The 23,787-nt window shown below is 48.4% G+C and carries 1 protein-coding gene and 1 tRNA gene; one reads left to right on the top strand and one right to left on the bottom strand.

Annotated features, from left to right (window positions below; genetic code table 11):
- Nucleotides 1-134 precede the first annotated feature (134 nt).
- Entirely contained in the window at nucleotides 135-22,781 is a 22,647-nt protein-coding gene (locus AELLOGFF_RS11160) for an Ig-like domain-containing protein (RefSeq protein WP_159268816.1), read from the top strand.
- 727 nt (nucleotides 22,782-23,508) lie between these two features.
- Here AELLOGFF_RS11160 and AELLOGFF_RS11155 read toward each other — a convergent pair.
- Nucleotides 23,509-23,585, bottom strand: a tRNA-Arg gene (locus AELLOGFF_RS11155).
- Nucleotides 23,586-23,787 lie beyond the last annotated feature (202 nt).

The raw sequence follows: 23,787 nt of genomic DNA, 5'->3' as shown, positions 1-23,787 counted from the left end.
GTCGAAAAACATAGGTGAGCTATTTTTTCGACAGGATTAATGAATGATTTTTTTGTCATGCATCATGCATGTACATTGAATATATACGCTGACCAATTTGGATGGTTGGTGTGGAAGAATTTAACGAGGTTTCTATGAATATCCTGTTTACAGTTGTATCTCTTGTTGGCCAGGCGTGGGCTATCGCGGCTAATGGTACGCGCAGAGAGCTTAGTGTTGGGGATGTTTTACATGGAGACGAAACCTTAATAGTCGCTCCGGGTGCCCAGATCGCTATTGATTTTGGCGACAATCGCATTATTAGTTTTATTGGTGAGCAAGAAACCTCACTAACAAATGTTCCTAGTGTGGATGATGTTACGCAAAGCATCACACCGCCAGCGTATCAATCATCATCGTTAACCGACGATAAGCCTGACACCCCTTCATCTCAAGTGCTAATGCAGGAAGGTTATCGTTTTGTTCAGCTGGTTCGCATATTTGAAATTCTTGAGTCCGATGGATTAACGGCACTCACTGTTGCTCGAATTCAGGAAATAATACGCCCTCTAGATCTTAGTTTACCTACTAATTTTAACGACCAAACTGAGTTACGTGATTACAGACCTGGCGAACAACGAGAAGATCAATCACCACGCTATCCAGGGCTTAATGTTGAATTGCGAGGCGCTGGTAGCGATGGTATTTACAGTGATGCTGAAATTGGCCCAGATGGCACTGTGACGGCAGTTGTTAGTTTTGATACGCAAGCTCAAGCTGGTGATGTTGTTCTTATAAAAGATAGCGACGGGAATGTTGTATTAGAGCGCGTTATAACCGGTGCTGACCTTGCAAATGGTATATCTGTAGAAGTGCCAGTAGTTGCTGGTCAGTCTAGTGTTGGTGTTGATGTCATCGTGACTACTGGTGCAGGTTATGTTGGCTTCGATCGTGACAGTCGTAACATAGACAATGATGTGCCCGGTGTTGAGGTAAAACTGCAGGGTGATGGGCCTGATGGTGTGTATAACGTGGCCGAAATTGGCCCAGATAACACCGTGTCGGCTCAAATTACCTTAGACGACCAGACCCAAGTTGGCGATATCTTACGCGTTGTTGACGGTAATAATGTTGTTGTACTTGAGCGCTCTGTAACGCAAAGCGATATAGAGAACGGCGTTATTGTTCAAATTCCTGTAGCCGTAGGCCAGACAAATGTGTCAGTCACGGCTGAAATTATTGATGCTACAGGCAACGCGAGCACGAGTAGTGATAGTAAACAGGTGGATAATCTTGCGCCTGAGTTGATTGCTATCGCTGATCGCAGCGATGCGGACTCAGACCTCATTAACCTGAATTTAGCCGATTTCTTTAGTGATGCAAACACACTGACGTATGTCGCAAGTGGGTTACCTTCGGGATTAACGTTGGACTCCGCTACTGGACAAATAAGCGGTGTGATTGATAGCTCCGCGAGCCAAGCTGGCGAGGGTGGTGTTTACAATATTACAGTGACGGCAACTGACGCCGCCGGCACCACAGCCACGCAGACTTTTACTTGGACCGTCACGAACCCCTCGCCAACTGCAATTGCGGATTTGGGCACAACAGATGTAGATAGCGTATTAACGGTTGATGCTGATGGTATTTTGGCGAATGACCTTGACCCAGATGGCGATGCTTTGGCTGTCGGTGAAGTGGCTGGCGCTACTGGTAACCTCGGAACTCCGATTGCCGGCGTGGGGAGTGGCGTGGGCAATGGTGCATTCATCATTAATGCTGATGGCAGTTATAGTTTTGACCCTAACGGCGAGTTTGATTATTTAGGGGCAGGCGAGAGCGAAACGAGCACGATTAGCTACGCCGTCTCGGACGGAGAAGGTGGCACGTCGACCAGTAGTATTACGGTGACGATCACCGGTGCGAACGATGCACCGGTTGCTGTTAACGATGCAAATATATTTGACGAAGACACGACTGCTGTTGGCAATGTGTTGAGTAATGACAGTGACGTAGATAGCGGCACGATCCTGACGGTAACGGCATTTACGGTCAATGGGGCAAATTATCCGGTTCTTGCTGGGACGCCCGGCACGGCGGTAATTGCGGGCGTTGGCACCTTGGTTATGGCATCGGACGGCAGCTACAGCTTTAGCCCTGCGGCGGATTATGACGGTGCTATTCCCGTCGCCACTTATACGGTTAGCGATGGCACGTTGACTGATACGGGCACATTGACGCTATCTATCACACCTGTTAATGACGCGGTGAGCTTAAATGGCTTGGTGGACGGAGCTGTGCTTGGCACAGATGGGATGGTAACTGAAGCGGATTTAGCGGTGGGTAGTAATCCGGCTGGTACAGGTGAGACCTTGCTTGGTAGCTTTAACGTGTCGGCTCCGGATGGCATAAGCAGCCTGAGTGTTGGCGGCCTAGTCTTCACGCTAGCTCAGCTTGCCGATGCTAATGCAACCCCCTTGGTCATTACAACCGATCACGGTGTGTTAACGATTACTGGTTTTACTGACAATGCGGCGACGCGTCTTGGTAGCGCGGCAATAGATTATAGCTATACCTTGAGTGGCCCTGTGGATCATTCTGGCGGGGCGGTGAGTGATGCGATAGCGTTGTTACTAACTGACAGCGATGGTGATACCCAAGCCGGTAATTTGGCGATAGAAATCGTTGATGATATGCCGGTAGCGGTAAGTGACATAGACGAGGTCATCAATATTGCTGGCAACCCGAGCAGTGTGGCGACCGGTAATGTGGTTACCGGTGTTGATGTTGTCGCGGGTGATGCGAATAGCAGTGATGGCATCGCTGACACCCTTGGCGCTGATGTAGCACCTAGCCCAGTTACTGGTGTTGGCACGGGCGCCCTTGCTCCTATTGCAGGCAATGTTGGCCAGCCTCTTGTTGGTGATTACGGGACTTTGACGCTGAATGCCGATGGTAGTTACAGCTATACCCCCGATTATGAAAACCCGACGGTGAAAGGGTTGGCGGCAAACGAGCCGCTCCTCGACACATTCAGTTATGTGGTGACTGACAGTGATGGTAGTAGTAGCACTACTAGCTTGGCTATCACCATTGTAGGTACTCCCGCCATTTTAGGCTTAGGTGATGGTGATGTAGCGGGTAGTGACGGTTCGGTTTTAGAGTCAAACCTAGCTGGTGGGACGAGTGAGAGTGGTACGGGTGAGGTGCTGGTCGGCAGCTTCTTGGTGATCACGCCTAAAGGTTTGGCAACACTGAGTGTGACAGGTTTGGGTGGTCAGCAAGACTTCACTAATACTGACTTAGAGAGCGCTAGTGAAAACACGCCTCTTAGTATCACGACCGGTCATGGCGTATTGCTGATCACGGGCTATGACGCCGGTACTGGCGAAGTGAGTTATGAATATACCCTGGGCGAGCGTACGGATGGTGATGCGTTTGATAGCGTGAGCATTGAAGTTCGCGATACCTTGGGTGATGGCGGTGCGGGTGACTTAAATATTGCCATTATAGATGATGCGCCGATCCTTATTGCCGACACCGCGTCTATTACAGAAGATGTTACCCCTTCTACCGTAATGGGTAATGTACTCAGCAATGACAATCTCGGTGCGGATGCGGCTCCAGTTACGGGTGTGAGCTTTAATGGTAACAATGGCACACTGGGCAGCGCGTTAGCGGGTCAATACGGTGAACTTACCTTAAATGCCGACGGTAGTTATAGCTACAAGCTAAATAATGCGAGCGCAAGTGTTAATGGCCTAGCGGAAAATGAGAGTCTCACCGACACGTTTAGCTATGTTGTTACTGACGCAGACGGTAGTGAACAGACGACAAGCCTCACGATCACCGTCAATGGCGCTAATGATGCGCCGATGCAGCTTGGTTCTATAGCGGATCAATCGGGTGCTGATGCGCAAACGATTACCTCCATCGATACCAGCACCGCATTTACCGATACGGATCTCACTAATACCTTAAGCTACAGTGCCAGTGATTTACCGGCAGGCCTCACGATCGATAGCAGCACCGGTGTTATCAGCGGCACGATAGATCCATCAGCGAGCCAAGGCGGCGCTGGGGGCGTGTACAGCGTTGTGGTGACGGCGACAGATGATGCGGGCGCGACGGTAACGCAAAGCTTTGATTGGACGGTTAGTAACCCGGCGCCGACGGCGTTAGCAGATACCGGCAGCACGTCTGAAAACGCGGTGCAATTGGTCGTGAATGCGGCCAATGGTGTGTTGAGTAACGACAGTGATCCGGATGACGACACGCTGACGGTAAGTGAAGTTAACGGCGTTAGCGGCAATGTCGCCACGGTGGTTACAGGTAGTCATGGCGGTAGCTTTATCCTGAATGCCGATGGTAGTTATGTCTTTGATGACAATGGCGACTTCGAAGCGTTAGCCGTTGGCGAACCGGCCACGACACAGGTTAGCTACACGGTCACGGACAGTGAAGGCGGTACGGCGACCGTGACGTTGACGATCACGGTGACGGGCGCGAACGACGGCCCGACGGCGGTCGCGGATACGGAGTCGACGGATGAAAATACGACCTTAACGGTGGCAGCGGATGGTGTATTAAGCAACGACACCGACCCAGATGTGAGCGACACCTTAAGTGTGATTGAGGTGGCGGGAGATGCGGCGTCGCTAGCGACGGCGATAGCGGGTAATGGTAGTGGGACAGGCAATGGTCTGTTTACGGTTAATGGTGATGGCAGTTACAGCTTTAATCCAAACGGTGAGTTTGATTATTTAGCGGTGGGTGAAAGCGAGACGAGCACGATCGAATACACGGTCTCTGACGGTAACGGTGGTACGGATACCGCGAGTATTACGGTGACGATCAATGGTGCGAATGATGCGCCAACAGCGGTTGGCGTTATAGCTGGACAAGCTCATGATGATACGGACGTTGTGTCCTTAGCCACCAGTGATGCGTTTGCCGATACTGATTTAAATGACGCTCTGACTTACAGCGCGACGGATTTACCACCAGGTCTTAGCATTGATCCGTCGACGGGTATCATCAGCGGGGTGATTGATTCATCTGCGAGTCAGGGTGGCGTCAATGGTGTATACAGCATCGTTATCACGGCGACCGATGACGCGGGTTCGACGGCGACGCAAAGCTTTGATTGGACGGTGAACAATCCCGCTCCTATGGCGACAGCGGATTCGAACGGCACATTAGAAAATGATGCTCAATTGACAATAGCCGCAGCCAATGGCGTGTTGAGTAACGACATTGATTTGGACGGCGACGCACTGGCAGTTGTTGAAATTAATGGTGATAGCAATAATGTCGGTGCTTTAGTTGCAGGTACTAATGGCGGCTTGTTCGTGATTAATACTGATGGTAGCTACAGCTTCAATGACAACGGTGAATTCGAGTCTTTAGCCGATGGCGAGATTATCGATACTGTTGTTAGTTATACGATTACCGATAATGAGGGCGGCACCGACACTGCAACCTTAACAGTCACGATAACAGGTACCAATGATGATCCAATAGCCGTTGTAGATACCGGCGAGACCAGCGAAGACACTACATTGAATGTTGTTCCTGCTGACGGTGTATTGGGCAATGATACCGATCCTGATAGCAGTGATAACTTAGTTGTCAGTGAGGTGAGCGGCGCAGCCTCCAATTTAGAAACTGAGATGGCTGGCACGGGTAGCGGCGTCGGTAATGGCGTGTTTATCGTTAATGAGGATGGTAGCTATAGCTTTAATCCAAATGGCGAATTTAACTACCTGGCCGTTGGTGAGAGCGAGACCAGCACGATTAACTACACCGTTTCTGACGGAAAGGGTGGTTCGTCGACAAATAGTATTACTGTCACTATAAATGGGAGCAATGACGGTCCTGTAGCGATTGCGGATAAGCAGATTTTTGACGAAGACAGTATCGCGACGGGCAATGTACTGAGTAATGACAGCGATGTTGATGCTGGTACTGTTTTGCGCGTGACAGAATTTACGATTGAGGGTGCAAGCTATCCGGTAACTACTGTAGGTGCGGGCACTGCTGTGCTTACTGGGATTGGCATCTTAAGCATTGAATCTAATGGTGATTACACCTTTACCCCAGTCGCGGATTACGATGGAGCCATTCCGGTAGCGACTTATACCGTCAGCGATGGCACGTTGACTGATACGGGTACACTGACATTAGATATTACACCGATTAACGACCCCCTTAACTTGAGCGGCCTTGATAATGGCTCCACGGTAGGTACTGACGGTTCAGTCACTGAAGCTGATTTAGTCCTTGGTAGTAGTCCGGCAGGCACAGGGGAAACCTTGACTGGGAGCTTTAATTTATCGGCCCCAGATGGCATTAGCAGCCTAACTATTGGTGGAATGTTTTTTACCCTGGCGGAGCTTGCTGACGCGAATGCGAATCCTTTGGTCGTTAACACCGATCATGGTGTGTTGACGATTAATGGCTTTACCGATAATTCGGCGACTCGTCTGGGTAGCGCTGAAATAGATTACAGCTACACTCTGGCCGGCCCTGTGGATCATTCAGCTGGAAGCGTCATTGATGCGATTACTTTGCTACTGGCCGACAGTGATGGCGATAGCCAAAGCAGTAGCCTGGCAATTGAAATTGTTGATGATATGCCGGTAGCGGTAAGCGATATCGACGAGGCCATTAATGTCGCGGGTAACCCAAGTAGTGTGGCCACAGGTAATGTGGTTACCGGTATCGATGTGCCGGCGAGCGACGCAAATAGCAGTGATGGTCAAGCCGATACTATTGGCGCCGATATGACTGGAAGCCCTGTCACTGGTGTTGTGGCTGGCGTGAATACACCTGTGGCTACTAATGTTGGCCTTCCTTTACTCGGCGCTTACGGCACGTTGGTTGTGAAGGATGATGGTAGTTATCGATATACGCCCGACTATGAAAATCCCACGGTTAAAGGTCTAGGACCAAACGAGCCAATCACCGATACCTTCACCTATGAGCTGACGGATGGCGATGGGAGTACAAGTACTGCGACCTTGATGATTAATATTGTCGGTACTCCAGCGATTTTAGGTTTGGGTGACGGTGATGTAGCCGGTAGTGATGGTTCAGTGTTTGAATCAAATCTACCTGGAGGAACTAGTGAAGGTGGACAAGGTGAGATTTTAACCGGCGACTTTGTTGTTATTACCCCTGAAGGGTTGGCGACATTGAGTGTGACAGGCGTTAACGGTAAGCAAAATTTTTCGGTTAACGATTTACAGGGTGCGAGTGTAGATTCTCCGCTAACCGTCTCCACGGAGCATGGTTCCTTTCTCATAACTGGTTTTGATACTGGTACGGGGGAAGTGAGCTATGAGTACACCTTAGGTGAGCGCACGGATGGTGTAGCTTTTGACGGTGTAACGATCGAAGTCCGCGATACTTTGGGAGATGGTGGAACCCGAGACCTGAAAATTGCCATTGTGGATGACGCTCCAGAACTAGTCGCTGATACCGCAATGATCACCGAAGATGACATACCGTCGACAGTAACTGGCAGCGTACTTGATAACGATAACATCGGTGCTGACACAGAGGCAAACCCGGTAACAGGCGTAAGTTTCAATGGTATCAGCGGTACGCTGGGAAGTGCGCTAGCTGGTCAATATGGTGAGTTCACGTTAAATGCAGATGGTAGTTATAGCTATGAGCTGAATAACGCGAATTTGAGCGTTGATGGCCTAGCAAAAGGCGAGACGCTAACAGAATTTTTTAGTTATGAAGTGGAAGATGCAGACGGCAGTCTACAGACATCGAGTATTACGATCACGATTACGGGTAGTAACGACGTGCCTGTGGTTATTGGCGCTATTGCTAACCAATCGAGTGTGGATGCGGCTGTCATTCATGTCGGAACCGCGGGCTATTTTGATGATGTCGACACTGGCGATAGCCTGACCTATAGCGCGAGTGGTTTACCTGCTGGTTTGAGCATCGATGAATCGACGGGTGTTATCAGTGGCACAATCGATCGCTCCGCAAGCCAGGCTGGTACTAATGGCGTTTACAGTGTTGTCGTGACAGTGACGGATGAACACTTGGCCACTGTGGACCAAGTGTTCACTTGGACGGTCAGTAACCCTCCACCAAACGCAGATAATGATACCGGAGCAACAAATGAAGATACTAGTCTTTCGGTAGAAGCCGCTGGCGGCGTTCTAAATAATGACAGTGACCCTGATGGAGATTTGTTAACGGTAAACGCAGTGAACGGTGTTTCCTCAGATGTAGGGGTGCCGGTTGCTGGGACTGATGGAGGTCTTTTTACCATTGGGGTTCATGGTGATTATGTATTCAATCCGAACGGTGAATTTGATGGGTTGGCTGCCGGCGAAACTCTAGATACTAGTGTGGTTTATTCCGTTATCGACAGTGAGGGTGGGTTAGACACTGCGACCTTGATTGTAACGATTACGGGCAGCAACGATGCCCCGACAGCGGTGGGGAGTATTGCCGACCAAGCTGCTGATGATGCGGATGTAGTGTCACTGGCGACCAGTGGCGCATTTACCGATACCGATTTAAGCGACACGCTCACGTACAGCGCGACGGGTCTGCCTGCGGGTCTGACGATTGATGCGAACACGGGAGTGATCAGCGGCACGATCGACAAGGCGGCGAGCCAGGGCGGCACGGCGGGTGTTTACAGTGTTGTTGTGACGGCCAGCGATGGCACGAGCACGGTGGATCAGAGCTTCGAGTGGGCGGTGAGCAATCCAGCCCCCGTTGCTGATGCCGATACCGGCGAGACCGATGAGAACGCGGCGCAGCTGGTGGTTGATGCCGCGAATGGCGTGTTAAGCAACGACAGTGATGCGGATGGTGATGCCCTAGCGGTCACGACCGTGAGCAATGGCACGGACACCGTGAATGCGACCGAGCCACTCGCGGGTAGCAATGGCGGTCTCTTTACCTTGGCGGCCGATGGTAGCTATACCTTTGCTGACAACGGAGACTTCGAATCGCTAGCGGTAGGTGAAACCGATACCACGAGTGTGACCTACACGGTCTCCGATGGTGAGGGAGGCACGGATACCGCGACCTTGACGATCACGGTGAATGGCAGCAACGACGCGCCGACTGCGGTGGGGGCGATTGCTGACCAAACTGATGATGATGCGGACACGATTGCGGCGATCGACACCAGCACGGCGTTTAGCGATGCTGATTTAAGCGACACCTTAACGTACAGCGCGACGGGTCTGCCTGCAGGACTGACGATTGATCCCAGCACAGGGGTGATCAGTGGCACGATCGATCCGTCGGCGAGCCAAGGCGGCACGGCGGGCAGCTATAGCGTGGTTGTTACCGCCACGGATGATGCTGGCGCGACGGCGACGCAGAGCTTTGATTGGGCGGTGACGAATCCGGCGCCGATCGCGACCGCGGATGCAAACGACATTGATGAGAATGCGGCGCAACTGGTGGTGAACGCCGCGAATGGTGTGTTGAGTAACGACAGCGATGCGGACGGCGATACGCTGACTGTGAGTGCGGTCAATGGGGTTGCCGGGGATGTCAGCGCGACAGTGAGCGGCACGAATGGCGGTAGCTTCATCCTGAATCCTGATGGCGGCTACGTCTTCAATGACAATGGTGACTTCGAATCGCTAGCGGTAGGTCAAACGACCACGACGCAGGTGACTTACACGGTCTCTGATGGTGAAGGTGGTACGGATACCGCGACCTTAACGATCACGGTCACAGGCACGAATGATGCCCCAACGGCAGTAGCTGATACGGGCGCGACAGATGAAGACACCGTATTGAATGTCGTGCTAGCCGATGGTGTATTAAGCAACGATACCGACCCAGACACTAACGATACGTTAGTGGTGAGTGAAGTGGCGGGCGATGCAGCGAATCTTGCGACGGCGATTGCGGGTAATGGCAGCGGCACCGGCAATGGCGAATTTACCGTAAATGCGGATGGTAGCTATAGCTTTAACCCGAACGGTGAGTTTGATTATTTAGCGGCAGGCGAGACCGAAACCAGCACGATTAACTACACGGTCTCTGATGGTCAAGGTGGCACGGATACCGCGAGTATCACGGTGACGATTACGGGCAGCAACGATGCCCCGACAGCGGCTGATGATTTATCCATTACCTCTCAAAATACTGCAATAACCTTTGATGTGCGTGGTAATGATACTGACCTAGATACTACTGATGTATTGCGAGTGACTCATATCAATGGCGACGTTATTAGCTCTGGTGGCCATGTTGTTCTGGCTGGACAAGGTACGGTCACATTAAATGCAAACGGCACTTTAACCTTTGAACCCGAAGCGGGTTTTATGGGTGAAGTACAAATTCCTTACACCGTAAGCGACGATAATAACCTAGGGAATAGCACCGATACAGCAACATGGACCGTCAATGTTATTGGTGTGGATATTATTGATGATGCAAGCCTAGCGGATGCGAATACTGGTGAGAACGTATTAAGTAGTTTAGATGATAGAACAGACGTCACGATCAATGGACAAATTCCAGCGGGGGGCGCTCTTACTAACGTCATTATTAGTAGTTCCGGTGGCGGTATGGGGCTTGCGTTGAATGTTGCGAATATCACCATAAATGGTGACGGGAGCTTCAGCAGCAGCGCAGATTTGAGTAGTTTACCCGATGGCACGCTAACAGTGACGATGTGGGCTAGCGACGCAAACAATCAGTCGACAAGTACTATAGATACAATATTACAAGACACTGTGACCACGGTTACGGCAGACTCTCTGACGGTGAATGATGATGATAATACCGCTTCATTAACGGGTACTGGTGAACCTGGTGCTTCGATTGCCATTACGGTTGATGGCGCGGTAGTGCCTATTGCCACCGTGGTGGTTGATGGTAATGGCGATTGGTCTTATGACTTTGGGAACGACTTAAGTGGCAATGAATCCGTCAGCGTTGTAGCAACTGATACTTACGGCAATACGGCTAATGATGGCCGTGATGTACCTAAGTTGGCTATTGCTGATATGAATGGCGGTGTTGATGGACACATTACCGTTAATGAAGCTGGTTTAGATGTGGTTGGTTCAGATGCGGCAGCAAATAGTGAAAGTGCCAGCGGTACGTTCACAATAACCTTGAACGATGCACTCGACGAGGTTCAAGTCGCTGGTACAACAATCAGTGCCGCTGCACTTAATGCTGCTACGTCAGGAGCTCCTATTGTAGTTAATACGCCCAACGGCACAATGACCATTAGCGACTACAATACAGGAACAGGTGTTGTTAGTTATAGCTATGAATTGACAGGTCCTGTAACGCACGACAATGCCGCTGGGAATAATAGTTTTGATGAAGCGTTAGAGATTCGCGTTAGCGATGTAGAGGGTGACGTGCGTATTGGCACGTTGCATGTAAATATCGTTGATGACATTCCTACCGTAGGCGCAAGCGAAGCTGGAGTCGTCTTGGCCGAAGGTGGTATTACCGTAGGCACAGGCAGTGGCGATGAAAATCTCCTTGCCAACGACATCCAAGGTGCTGATGGCGCACGGGTGCATACGGTTACCTACAATAATGCAAGTGGCGTCGAAACAACCACAGCCGCCATCGCCGATGGTGGTAATACCGGCGCGTTAACAACTCAGTACGGTAGCCTAACGGTGCATAGCGACGGCAGTTGGTTGTATACCAGTGCGGCAACATCAACCACCACAACATCGGTTGACCATTCAACTAATGGTTTAAGTGAGCAAGATAACTTTAGCTATAACATCATTGATGCGGATGGCGACATCAGCGCCACTTCGGCTACCCAAGAAATAGAAGTTACGGATACCGGTCCAGTCATTGGTGCACCCGGGGATAGCGGTGTAGATGAAGCGAATTTACCAACGGGTTCCGACCCAGCGCCGTTAGACTTAATCGCAAGTGGGTCGTTGGCTGTGACTAAGGCCGCGGATAGTATTGATACAACGTTTACCGCAGCGACAAAGACAGCTCTAGAAGGGCAGTTATTGAAGTCGGGTGGTGTCGACGTTGAGTATGTACTATCAGATGCACATACATTGATTGCCTATAGCGGCGCAGGACGTACTGAAGCAGACAAAGTGTTCACGGTTGAGATTAACAACCCTACGGCGAGCACGGTAAGTTACACCTTTACGCTTCAAGGCACGCTAGATCATGTCGCTGCGGCTGTTGATTTAGACTTTGGTTTTACTGTTACAGACAGTGATGGCGACAGTGATACTGATGCCTTTACTGTTACCGTAACGGATGACGTACCAACAGCAGTTAATGATACTGCAACCGTTGCTGAAGGCTCTTATGCTGCAGTCACTGGGAATGTAATTGATACAGGTGCTGGTGAAGATACAGAAGGTGCTGATGGTTCAACGATAACCAATATCAACTTTGGTGGAACAGATGTCATACCACCTGCCAACAATTCAACCACTACTATCAATGGCGCATACGGTGTCCTCACTATTCAAGCTGATGGCACATACAGTTATCAGCGTGATGCTGGCACAGCCGGTGGAGTGAATGATGTATTCACTTACACATTAGAAGATGCCGATGGTGATACTGACACATCAACATTAACAGTTAGTATTACCGATGCTGGTGTAGTGATATCAGATGTAACGCCTCAAGCCAGCGGTGGCGATGTTACTGTGCTCGAAAGTAAATTGGGGGATGGAACGGCTGTGGGTTCTGGCAGCACCACGGCTAATGGCACGTTCACCATCACCTCTCCAGATGGCGTGCAAGAACTTAGCCTAACCCATGATGGTAGTACTTATAACATTGCCTTGAATAATGTGACTCAAGGACCATTGCCGACTATTACAACGGCGTTGGGCAATACATTAGCAATCACAGCTTATAACGAAAACACAGGTGAAGTTAGTTACACCTATACATTGGTTGATGCAGAAACTCATACAAGTGGTAGCGGTCGCAATGACCTGTTTGAAAATTTCACAATAAACCTTAAAGACATGGATAACGATACGTCTACCGATACTTTATCGGTGGCCATTGTTGATGACATTCCTGTTATTACTCAAACTGGCGCTGCATTGCCATTATTCACTGTTGATGAAAGTACCTTAGGTACTGATCCGGCAGTGACTTTAAGTGGTTTATTTAGTGTTGAATATGGTGCTGACGGAGCCGCTCTTGCTGATGCTACGCTCTATTCATTAGATGCAAACCCCGTCAGTGGTTTAGTCGATACAGCCACTGATGCCAGTGTTGTGTTTGCTGTTAATGGTGACGGTACAATCATTACAGGTACTGCGGGCGGTAATACAGTACTTACTATCAGCATTAATAGTGTTACGGGTGAAGTTACTGTAGATCAACAGCGCGCTGTTAAACATTTAGATGCTGGGGACCCCAACGACAACACATCTATTATTAATACAGCCGTTAGTATTATAGCTACAGCGACAGATGGTGATGGTGATGAGGTAACAAGCACCATAGCTATTGGTAATCGTTTCACCTTCTTTGATGACGGCCCGAGCATTACAACGGCGACATCGGGTCCGGCAGGGCTGGCGACAATCACTACCACGGATTCAGATCTTCCTGGAAGCAGCACAGCGAACCAAAATTTTGCAGGTGCTTTTTCAGTAGATACCTCTAACTACGGTGCCGATGGCAATGCCGGCACGGTATGGGGCTACGCTCTGGGTTTGGATGATTCGGTGTCTGACCTTAAGAGCAATGAAGAAGACATCACGTTGTCGCAATCTGGAGATACCATTACCGGCACGGCTGACGGTAATACCGTGTTCACTATTACAGTGAACTCAGCTACGGGTGTTGTAACGTTGACACAGTTTCTGCCTATTGATCACACAACCGATCAAACAGACCTAGCAGACTTTAGTGGCGACACACAAAGTTTATTAGCCAGCTTAATCACTTTGACGGGCACGGCCACCATTACCGATGGTGATGGTGATACGGCAGCCGATAGCGAGACAATTAATATTGGCGATAAATTCATCTTTGAAGATGATGGACCAATAATTGATGCGCCAGATGACGCGACAGTTAATGAAGCAAACTTACTGACAGGTACGGTACCAAATAATGGTGCATTGACCCAAACAGGTAGTTTGGATATATCGCTGTCAGGTGATGGTGTGGATACGCAGTTTGCAGCCGACTCAGAGGCTGATTTCCTTGCTTTGGGTCTAACATCCAATAACGTAGCTTTAAGTTATTCCTTGAGTGGAGATGGACATACGTTAACGGCTGTAGCGGGTGCTGTAACAGTCTTCACAGCCACCATTACCAATCCAACGGCGGCGATTGCCGGTTATAGCTATGTACTTTCAGCGCCTATAGATCATATCGGAGGCAATGATCTTGAAATAGTTCTGCCGTTTGATGTTGTTGTAACTGACGGTGATGGCGATACGGCGACTGGCAGTTTCGATGTGACTGTTACCGATGACGTACCAACTGCCGTAGCGCAGACTGCGGTAAATGTTTCGGAAGGTACAGAAACAGTTGGTTCAGCCAGTGGTGGTGTAAACCTTATTACTGGTGGTACAGCTGACGCTCAAGGTGCGGATGGCGCAGAAGTTCATCAAATCGAATACCTTGATGACCTCGGTGTTGTCGCAATGGCTACGCTAAATGGCGTTACCACGGGAGTACTGAATACCAAGTACGGCCAATTAACGGTTAATCCTGATGGCACGTGGAGCTACACCAGCGACGCAGTTATAGACCATACCGGCGGCGTGGCTGAAAGTGACCAGTTCCGTTACAACTTGATTGACGGTGACGGAGATATAAGTAACTGGGCGGCTCAGCCATTGAATGTGACTGATACCACGCCAATGGCGGCCGATGATACGTCGGTTACGACAACCGAAGGCGCGGCGTTACTTTCCGGCAATTTGATTGGAAACGATACCGCCTCAGCGGATGGCACACCGACCATTTACGACTTCACTTACACAGATGCGGCAGGGGATACTCAAACCTTCGAATTCCTACCGCTTGTTCTGACGCAAGCTGTTACTACTCCTACTGGTGTGTTGACAGTGAATAGCGATGGCGACTGGAATTTTGTTCCTAATGATAGCTATGAGCACGATGCAACAGGCTCGTCAGATGAAGGTAGTTTTGGTTACCGTTTGATTGACGACGATGGCAGTATCTCCAATACGTCGACTCAGCCGATAGTTATTACTGATACGGACCCCACTCTGGATAACACAGTCACGATAGCTATTGATGAAGCAAACAACAATAGTCAGGGTAGTGCAGGTGCGGTTATCGATAATGAAGTTACTGAACTGCTCAATATCAGTAAAACCCAAGACGACATTAGTGATGTGGTTTTTAACGCCGCAACAATTACCCAACTTGAAAGTCAAAACCTAAGTTCAGGTGATACTGATCTAAGCTACGCCATTAGCAATAGTGGTCATACGCTAACCGCCTCTGCTGGTGGTGATGACGTGTTTGTATTGCAGTTAAATAACGCAACAACAGATGTGAGTGGCGCCACGCAAAGTATGACCATGACGCTAAACCAGCCACTGGATCATGCTAATGCAGGCGGAACCAATAACCTAGCTATTACCGTGGGCTATGCGGTTTCGGATATCGATTCTACAGTTAGCAGCTCATTAACTCTTAATGTGACCGATGACATACCAATGGTATTGGTTAATGACACCCCAGTTACAGTGGTTGAGGGTGGAACTGCAGTAGGCTCGGCTAATACGGGAGCCAACTTATTAACAAACGATACGTTAGGTGCCGATGGCGGCCTAGTGCATGACATTAGCTATACAAATCGTGACGGTGATGCACAAGCCAATGTAGGTGTTCCTGCGGCTGGTTTAACGGTTGAGACTCAATACGGTGAGCTGACTGTAAACCAAGACGGCAGTTGGACATACGAGCCTATTGATTCTGCTGATCACATAATAGCGACTAATGACACCTCGTTAAATGATGATTTTAGCTATCGAGTAACTGATAACGACGGAGACATTGTTGGTACTGCTACTCAGGTCATCACCGTTACAGACACCGTGCCCGAGTTCAATGACGCTACCATTACTGCTGCGGCAGTCGATGAAGCGAATTTGGCACTTGGCAGCGACCCTGATGCTCCTGCGCTAACCGTCACTGGTGATCTGCCGATTACGGTGGGCAAAGACACCTTTGATGTGACCTTTGATACTGAGATGCCAACGACTTTGGCGGGGCTAGATCTAGAGTCTGCGGGTGTAGATGTTGAGTATGTACTGTCTGATGATGACCATACGTTGACTGCGTACCGTGGTGCTGGTCGCGCAGAGGCTGACAAAGTATTCACCGTTGTCATCAATGACTCAACGGACGCCGACGCCGGTTACACCTTTATCCTGCAAAATGTAATAGATGAAGCAGTAGATTACGATTTTACATTTGACGTTGTGGTGACAGACAGCGATGGCGATACAGACACCGCAAGCTTCGATGTCACCGTGGCCGATGATACGTCTGCCGCTACCATAGCTAAGACCATTGACGAAGATAGTGCAGGGACGACGTTCAATACCTCCGCGGATGCGACACCGGAAAATACTAAGATTTTTGATAGTAACGATGTCGAGCTAGTAGCAACGGTTACGAACGGCGATGGCAGCAAAGAGTACGATGTGGATTACGGCACCGTCACGGTAAATGCCGATGGCACGATTACCTATGTGCCTAATGAGCATTACAGCGGTGAAAACGTGTTCTCGTTCCAAACGCTGACGGAAGCCGTTACAGAAGTCACCATCACGGTTAATCCCATTGCTGACGCACCGACTTTAGAGGTAGATGAAGCTTCGGTTGAAACCCTTGAGGATACGGCCGTTGCGCTAGGCCTCAATGCGCCTGTGGTCGTTGATGATACAGATGCTAATGGTGTGGAAGCGGGCGATAACCCAGAGCTTTTAGGTGCTATCACCTTAACCGGTATTCCTGACGGTGCGATACTAAGTGCTGCTCAACTTGATGGAACTGGCGCGATTTCGTACAGCGCAAACGGCGGGGCTATTAAGGTATACATTAGCGACGGAACACATATTGACGGTGCAGAAACGGGCGCGGATATCACATTAACTACAGAGCAATTCGAAGCGCTGCAAGTGTTGCCACCCGAGCATGACCACACCAACTTTACGGTTACCACATCGGTCACCAGTTACGAAGTAAACGACAGCGACGAGCCGCTAGACTTAAACGCCGGCGCAATCACCAGCACCGATGTGCTTGTCTACGTGCAAGCGGTTACTGATGATGCTCAGCTGCTGTTTAATGATGCTGTTGCTGGCACGGTTGATAATGTTAATACCGTTACTTATAACGGAGCCGATACGGTTGCTGGTGTTACCATCAAAGAGGATACCTCGTTCATACTGAATGACATTCTAACGTCATCGTTTGAAGATCTTGATGGCAGTGAAGTGCGTTCTATCACCATTGAAAACACTACTGGCCACACCATTATGGTTAACGGCACTGCGTTGGCTAACGGTGATGATCGAACTATCAATGATAAAAATGGTAATGCTGGCCAAACGGGTGACATTAATAGCTTTGCTAATATCACTATTGGCGCTGCTGAAAATTTCAGTGGTGATTTAAACGGCATTAACATCACACTGAATGCACAAGATAAGGACTCCGATGGCTTTAACGTGGGTAATGAGGGCAATAATGTTGATGGTGTTGCTGAAGCAAACACCGCCAATAACAGTGTAACTCTTAATCTTCACGTAACTCCCGTAGCGGGCGATGTAGCGCTAGAAGCAGGCGACATAACAACACCAGAAGATACATCTGTGGCCTTCTTGCAGAACGTAGCTGTGATTGACACCGGTATGTCAACAGGTACTGAAGTCATCACGAAAGTTATCTTTGACGTGCCTACTGACTGGGTGATGAACGACTCAGCAGTAGCAAATGGTGCAGCGTGGACGACTGATCTGACTGGTAATACCTACACCATTGAGTTCACCGCCGGCACGGAGGCAGAGCGCGAAGCTGTATTAGATGGCTTTACCATCACCCCAGCGCCGCATAGCAGCACAGATGAAGACATTGATGTCACGGTAACCACGCAAGATAGTCAAACGGTCAACGGTGTATTGGTTGATAGTCCTGAAGTAGATACGCTTCTCACTATTAACGTTGAAGTGACTGCCGTCGCAGAGCAGTTGGTTATTGATACTGATGGAGACACTGTTGCTGACATCACAATCAATGCTGATCACGACTACGTAACGCCAGGTGAAGAAGACACTTGGTTTGACTTGAGTAGTGTTGACGATGGCGTCTTGCCTTTAGATGGTTGGAGCAACCAAGATGATGAAAACAATGCTGCTCCTGGTAGCGAGCAAACTTTTGCGGTATTTACCCCTACATTAATTAGTGGCGATGGTTCTCAGGCGAACGCTAACGGCTCGCAGTTCCGTTATTCGACGGATGGTGGCACTACCTGGGTGACACAAACCTTTAATGGTACTGCGATTGAAGTGCCAGTCAGCTATCTAGATACATTGCAATTTAAGGCCGCGAATAACTTTGCTGGTATTTTTAATATAGCAGTGCAAGCTCACACGATTGATACTGACCCAGATACAGGAATCATTTCGGAATGGACCGGAGGTTCAGCAACACTAAGTAGTGTCACCATTAACCCTGTGGCTGATGATGTTACTTTGGCGGTAGCAGGTCGTGCGCGAGGTACTGAGGATACTGATATTGCTTTGAACATCCGCCCGATCAGTTCTGATTCGTCTGAAACGTTCAACATTACACTATCTGATATCCCAGCCGGTGCGATTTTGACCTACGGTGGAGTTGTGCTGGATTCTAGTTCCGGCAGCGTTACGATTACTGAGTTTAATCGTAGTACGAGCCTGACGATTCGTCCGCCAGAGCATAGTTATGAGGACTTTACGCTTGATGTGTCAGCCGTATCTGTTGATGAATTTGGTGGTGTATCCAGCATATCACCTGCACAAGGGCAAGCTATTCAAGTAGTTGTACGCGGCGATGCAGATATAGCAAGTTTGACGACAGACAATCCTGTTTTTACTGAGGCAAGTGCGGATGCTGCAGTTCTTTACGATGATTACGGCAGTGTGGCGCTTAGCCAAGTTATTACAAATGCTGCATTAACTGATACTGATGGTTCAGAAGTTTTAACGTTAAGCATTAGTGGTTTGGATGCGCAGTTTTTTGTTGATGGTGCAACCTTTATTGGCGGCACGGGTAGTGGGCGAACGTGGTTATTGACTACGGATCAATTAGATGATGCGAAAGTACTGTTACCATTAAATTATAGCGGAACGGTGACGGCTAGTGTCGTTGCAATTACCACAGAAAATGATGGGGATGCACAGTCGAGTGCTGCTGTACCTTTGAGCTTTACCGTTACGCCAAGCCCAGAAGCGACAATTAATAATACGACGGACGATTTAGATGAAGATACGCTGGGTAAAGTTAATTTCAGTTTAATACAGCAAAATAATGATACTGATGAATTCGTATCTTCTATTTGGATCAAAGTGGATGATTTAGATGCTGATGCTGGGCAATACACATTGTATCTTGGGGCCGATGGAACAACGACGCTAGCAGCTGCAGTGGGACAGCCTGGCGTTGTCTTAGAGGATGGTTGGTATAAGCTAACTGATGCGGCAATGGACAATGTCTACGCAAAAGGTACGTCTAATATTAATGGAAGTTTTGACTTTGGCGTAAGTTACGAAATTACCGATCCGTCATCAGACGGTACTTTGGTCGCTGTAGGCCAACACACCTTAGCTACACATTCTCTAGTGATTGGTGCGGTGACGGATTCAGCTACGCTGGTAATCAATAGCATAGTGGCCATTGAGAACGGTGATAAAGCTACTATTGTTGGAGATGATGTAGAAGTTAGTGGAAATACCAAGTTAGAGGTCAATCTAACGCTGACGAAGGATCAAGACCCTAACGCCAATAATGAGCGAGACTATGATGGTAGTGAGCAGGTTACACAGGTCATTATTGACGGTGTACCTGCTGGTGTGACGATTGAGAATGCTGATTATATTGGTAACTTCCCTAATACTCATAATCCTGACGCTCCTAATAGCGGGCGATGGTTGCTGAAAGTCGTCGACCCTGTCGATGACAACTTGCTTGGATCCGTTAATTTTGACCTAGTATACGATTTTAGTGGTACTGCAGATAAATTGGCTGATTTAACAGATTTAGAGTTATTTGTTCGAGTTGTCACTGAAGACGGAAATAATAACTCTGAACACGAAGCATCAGATTCGTGGACACTGACCACAACACCCGTATTTGATGATACTAATGCGCAACTTGATTTGGCGGCAGGTATTACCACTTGGGAAGATGATGCGAGTTTTACAGCGACCGAAGATACATCATTCACTCTTAATCAAGCATTAAATGGGACAATAACGGGTAGCAGTGATTTTTCTGTCACAATTACCGGTTTCCCTGCTGGAACGCAGGTAAGTGGTATGGAACTCACGATTGTCGATGGTATTGAAACGTGGACAGCCTCAGGTTCAGGCGATGATGCCGCTTTGCAGGTATTGCTAAATAATATTCAAATTACTTTACCTGATGAATGGAATAACAACACGCACGCAGGGGTAATGGAATTCCAGAGCACATTGACTACTTACGCACCTAGTGGTGACCGTAATAGTGACACTGTGCTTGTGAACCAGCCAGTGACGCCAGTTACTGATCCTGCGGTACTTACTATAAGTAATAATGGTGGAAGCGTTGAGGACCGCCCTAATGTTGTTGGGGAAGATGACTCAGTAACTTTCACCGTAGCTATTACTAATAGTGAAGACGGTACTTTTAGCCAAGTTGTAAATGATAATTTATATGTGCAGTTGACGGAAACGGGTATGAGCGGCGGCACGCTTTCTTATAGCGGAGCCGAGTTGACGTTGCAGGCTGTTACGGGTGTCGATGGTGTGCCTGATGGTGATTACTACATCGTGAACCCTGTCGCAGTAGGGGATTCACCTCAACTAATATACCAGCCATCAGAACATAAAGCCGGAACTGTAAAACTTAGTACTTGGTTGCAAACACAGGAAGTTGGTGCAGCTGAAAGTAAGTCCAGCACAACTGAATTGGCAGAAACTCATTCAGATACTGTGGAGGTATTCCCGTTAAACGATGGTTTTGATATTACAGCAGAAGATGTAAGCGGTGATGAAGATACATTAATAAAACTGGATATCTCCGGTACTGGGCTTGTTGATACGGATGGTTCGGAAAGCGTTGTTGCAGTTTTACTAAGTGGGCTGCCAGATGGCTTCCTTGTTTATACCAGTAGCAACAGTGATGGCACCGGCGCTGTGTTGGCAAATAATGCGGGTAGTAGTGGTTGGTCAATTCCAACTATAGCCGGTGAGTTGCCTCCTTATATTGCAGTGTTGCCGCCAATAAATTGGAGCGGATCTGTTGCTGGTGTAACTCTCACAGCCCTAAGCGGAGAGGAATCTCTTCAATATGTTGAGACTAGCCAAGATACTTTTGATATAGCGGTAGAAGCAGTGGCGGATGGCTTAACGATTAATCCAACGAATAGCTTTGGTCTTGAAGGTGAAATTAATGATATTAATTTAAATGTCAGTGTTTCCGATGATGACGGTTCCGAAGCTATAACACTCATTCTAGCTGGGTTAGGCGAATACGCCTCGTTTTATGATAATGGCAGTTTGATTACCGGTGTTAGTTATGATGCAGCAGATGGCGGAACATATACGCTCAGTAATCTTACCGAAGCGCAGCTAGATACCTTGGGTTTCATTCAAACAGACGGCGTACGAACTGTACAAGTCACCGTAACAACTGAAGATGGTGGTCATATTTCGGCGGCGGAGACCGGCAGTTTTGTCAGTAATATCAGTGCCGTTCAAGCTACGGGTGGAAATGACCTATTTCTTTACGATGGTAACGCAATTAACGGTTTAGCCGGTGAAGATACAATTCAATTGCGCTTTGGTGAAGATTTAGATTTCGACGGTGATGCTGACAATAAGTTAACTAATATTGAAACCATTAATTTGGGTGATACCGACTACGACCACAGCATCAGCAATCTAAGCTTAGCCGACATACAAGCAATGACGGATGAAGACAATGTACTGATTATTGATGGCGGTGCTGGTGATACTGTTGAGTTGCTTAAGGACAACGATCCGTTAACGTCAGGTTGGGTGTTGGATGATACTACGGACCCGGATTATGATATTTATACACTGACGGATCTTACTGATCCCGCGAAGGTAACCACCGTTAAAATTGGCAACGGAATCAATACAAGTGTTACCGAGTACGAACCTACAACTGGCGATGATACTTTTGTTTATGATGGCAGTGGGGTTAACGGTTTAGCTGGTGAAGACACTATTCAACTGCGCTTTGGTGAGAATTTAAGCGGAGGCGATCTTGCAGATGATTTGAGTAACATCGAAATACTTGATTTGAGCGTTACGGGTGCGAATGAAATCACCAGTCTGTCACTTCAAGATGTCTTAGATATGACCGATGCTGGTAATGTGCTGCGGATTTTGGGTGATGGTGATGACCAAGTCGAGCTGTCCGGTATCGATTTAGATCCTGCAACATCTAACTGGACGTTTGACGCGGGTCAAAGCGATGCGAGCTACAATGTCTACACGAGCTTTGACGGCAGCGACACTGCCACAATCGAAATTCAAACAGGTGTCATTATTGAATAGCTGGAGGGGAGGTTGGGAAGTATATGCTGGCATCGAATTTTATTCCGGCGGTCAAATTGGGCATGTGTTGTTATGTGTCGATAGGGGCAACAATTAAGGCTAGGGCATCGATGTCTAATGAAGGAATAATTATAGGCTAGCCTAGTTTTGATATTGAGACGGCAGACAGAAGTCGGGGGGCTGGATTCAGCCCAGCCGAACCTGTGGCTCCTTGTAAGAATTTTCTGGATGCTGGTTTGTGGATTTAGAAAGGTAGCTGTTAATGTAATAAGGTGATGACGTCCGTTACTGGGCTTCTAAAACATAAGGCTTAGAATCCTTTGAAGCCCATTATAGAGGTGTAACCCATCACAAGCGTTGACTACCATACCAGCCTAGGAACTTTGCAGCTTTGGCGTCAGCGCCACCACATTAGGGCTATCCCCCGTTAATGTTGTAGAGACATATTGTAGAGTCGGTTGAGCCTGAGCCGAGCGCAGTAATATTGCCGCAGGCTGACCTCTTAGCATTTATAGATTTACTTTATTTGGCTCGAGATAAGAGGTCAGTGACCACTTGGCAGCAGTGCCTATAAGGGCTTGCAGTTGGATGCTAGAAGGTCGAATTTGAGTCTTTTGAAAATTGAATGGGCACGATTTGGGCACAACATGGGCACAGTCAAATTTCAGGCATAAAAAAACCCAGATCAAAGATCTGGGTTTCTTCATATAAGTCAAAGACTTATGTATGGTGCGCCCGGCACGATTCGAACGTGCGACCGCCTGGTTCGTAGCCAGGTACTCTATCCAGCTGAGCTACGGGCGCTTCAGGCTGCGTACTATATGGAAGCAGGCAGGCCCTGTCAACAACTTCTAATAATATGTTGTATTTTTTATCGGCTTGTTCAAAAAATGGCCAACATATTGATATTCAAGCTAATTCTTAACACTGCTATATGTTGAATAGGGGTTAAAAATAATACCCCTTCATCTTCTTTCTCCTTGGGGTTGGTTAATGTGGGTTTTGC

The organism is Zhongshania aliphaticivorans (assembly GCF_902705875.1).
Classification (GTDB): Bacteria; Pseudomonadota; Gammaproteobacteria; order Pseudomonadales; family Spongiibacteraceae; genus Spongiibacter; species Spongiibacter aliphaticivorans_A.
Note: the sequence above shows the minus strand (reverse complement) of the source record. Positions and strands in the feature narration are given on the sequence as shown.

What these genes read in the sequence shown, in the direction of transcription:
- AELLOGFF_RS11160 (WP_159268816.1), top strand. Translation starts at nt 135, where the DNA reads ATGAATATCCTGTTTACAGTTGTATCTCTTGTTGGCCAGGCGTGGGCT.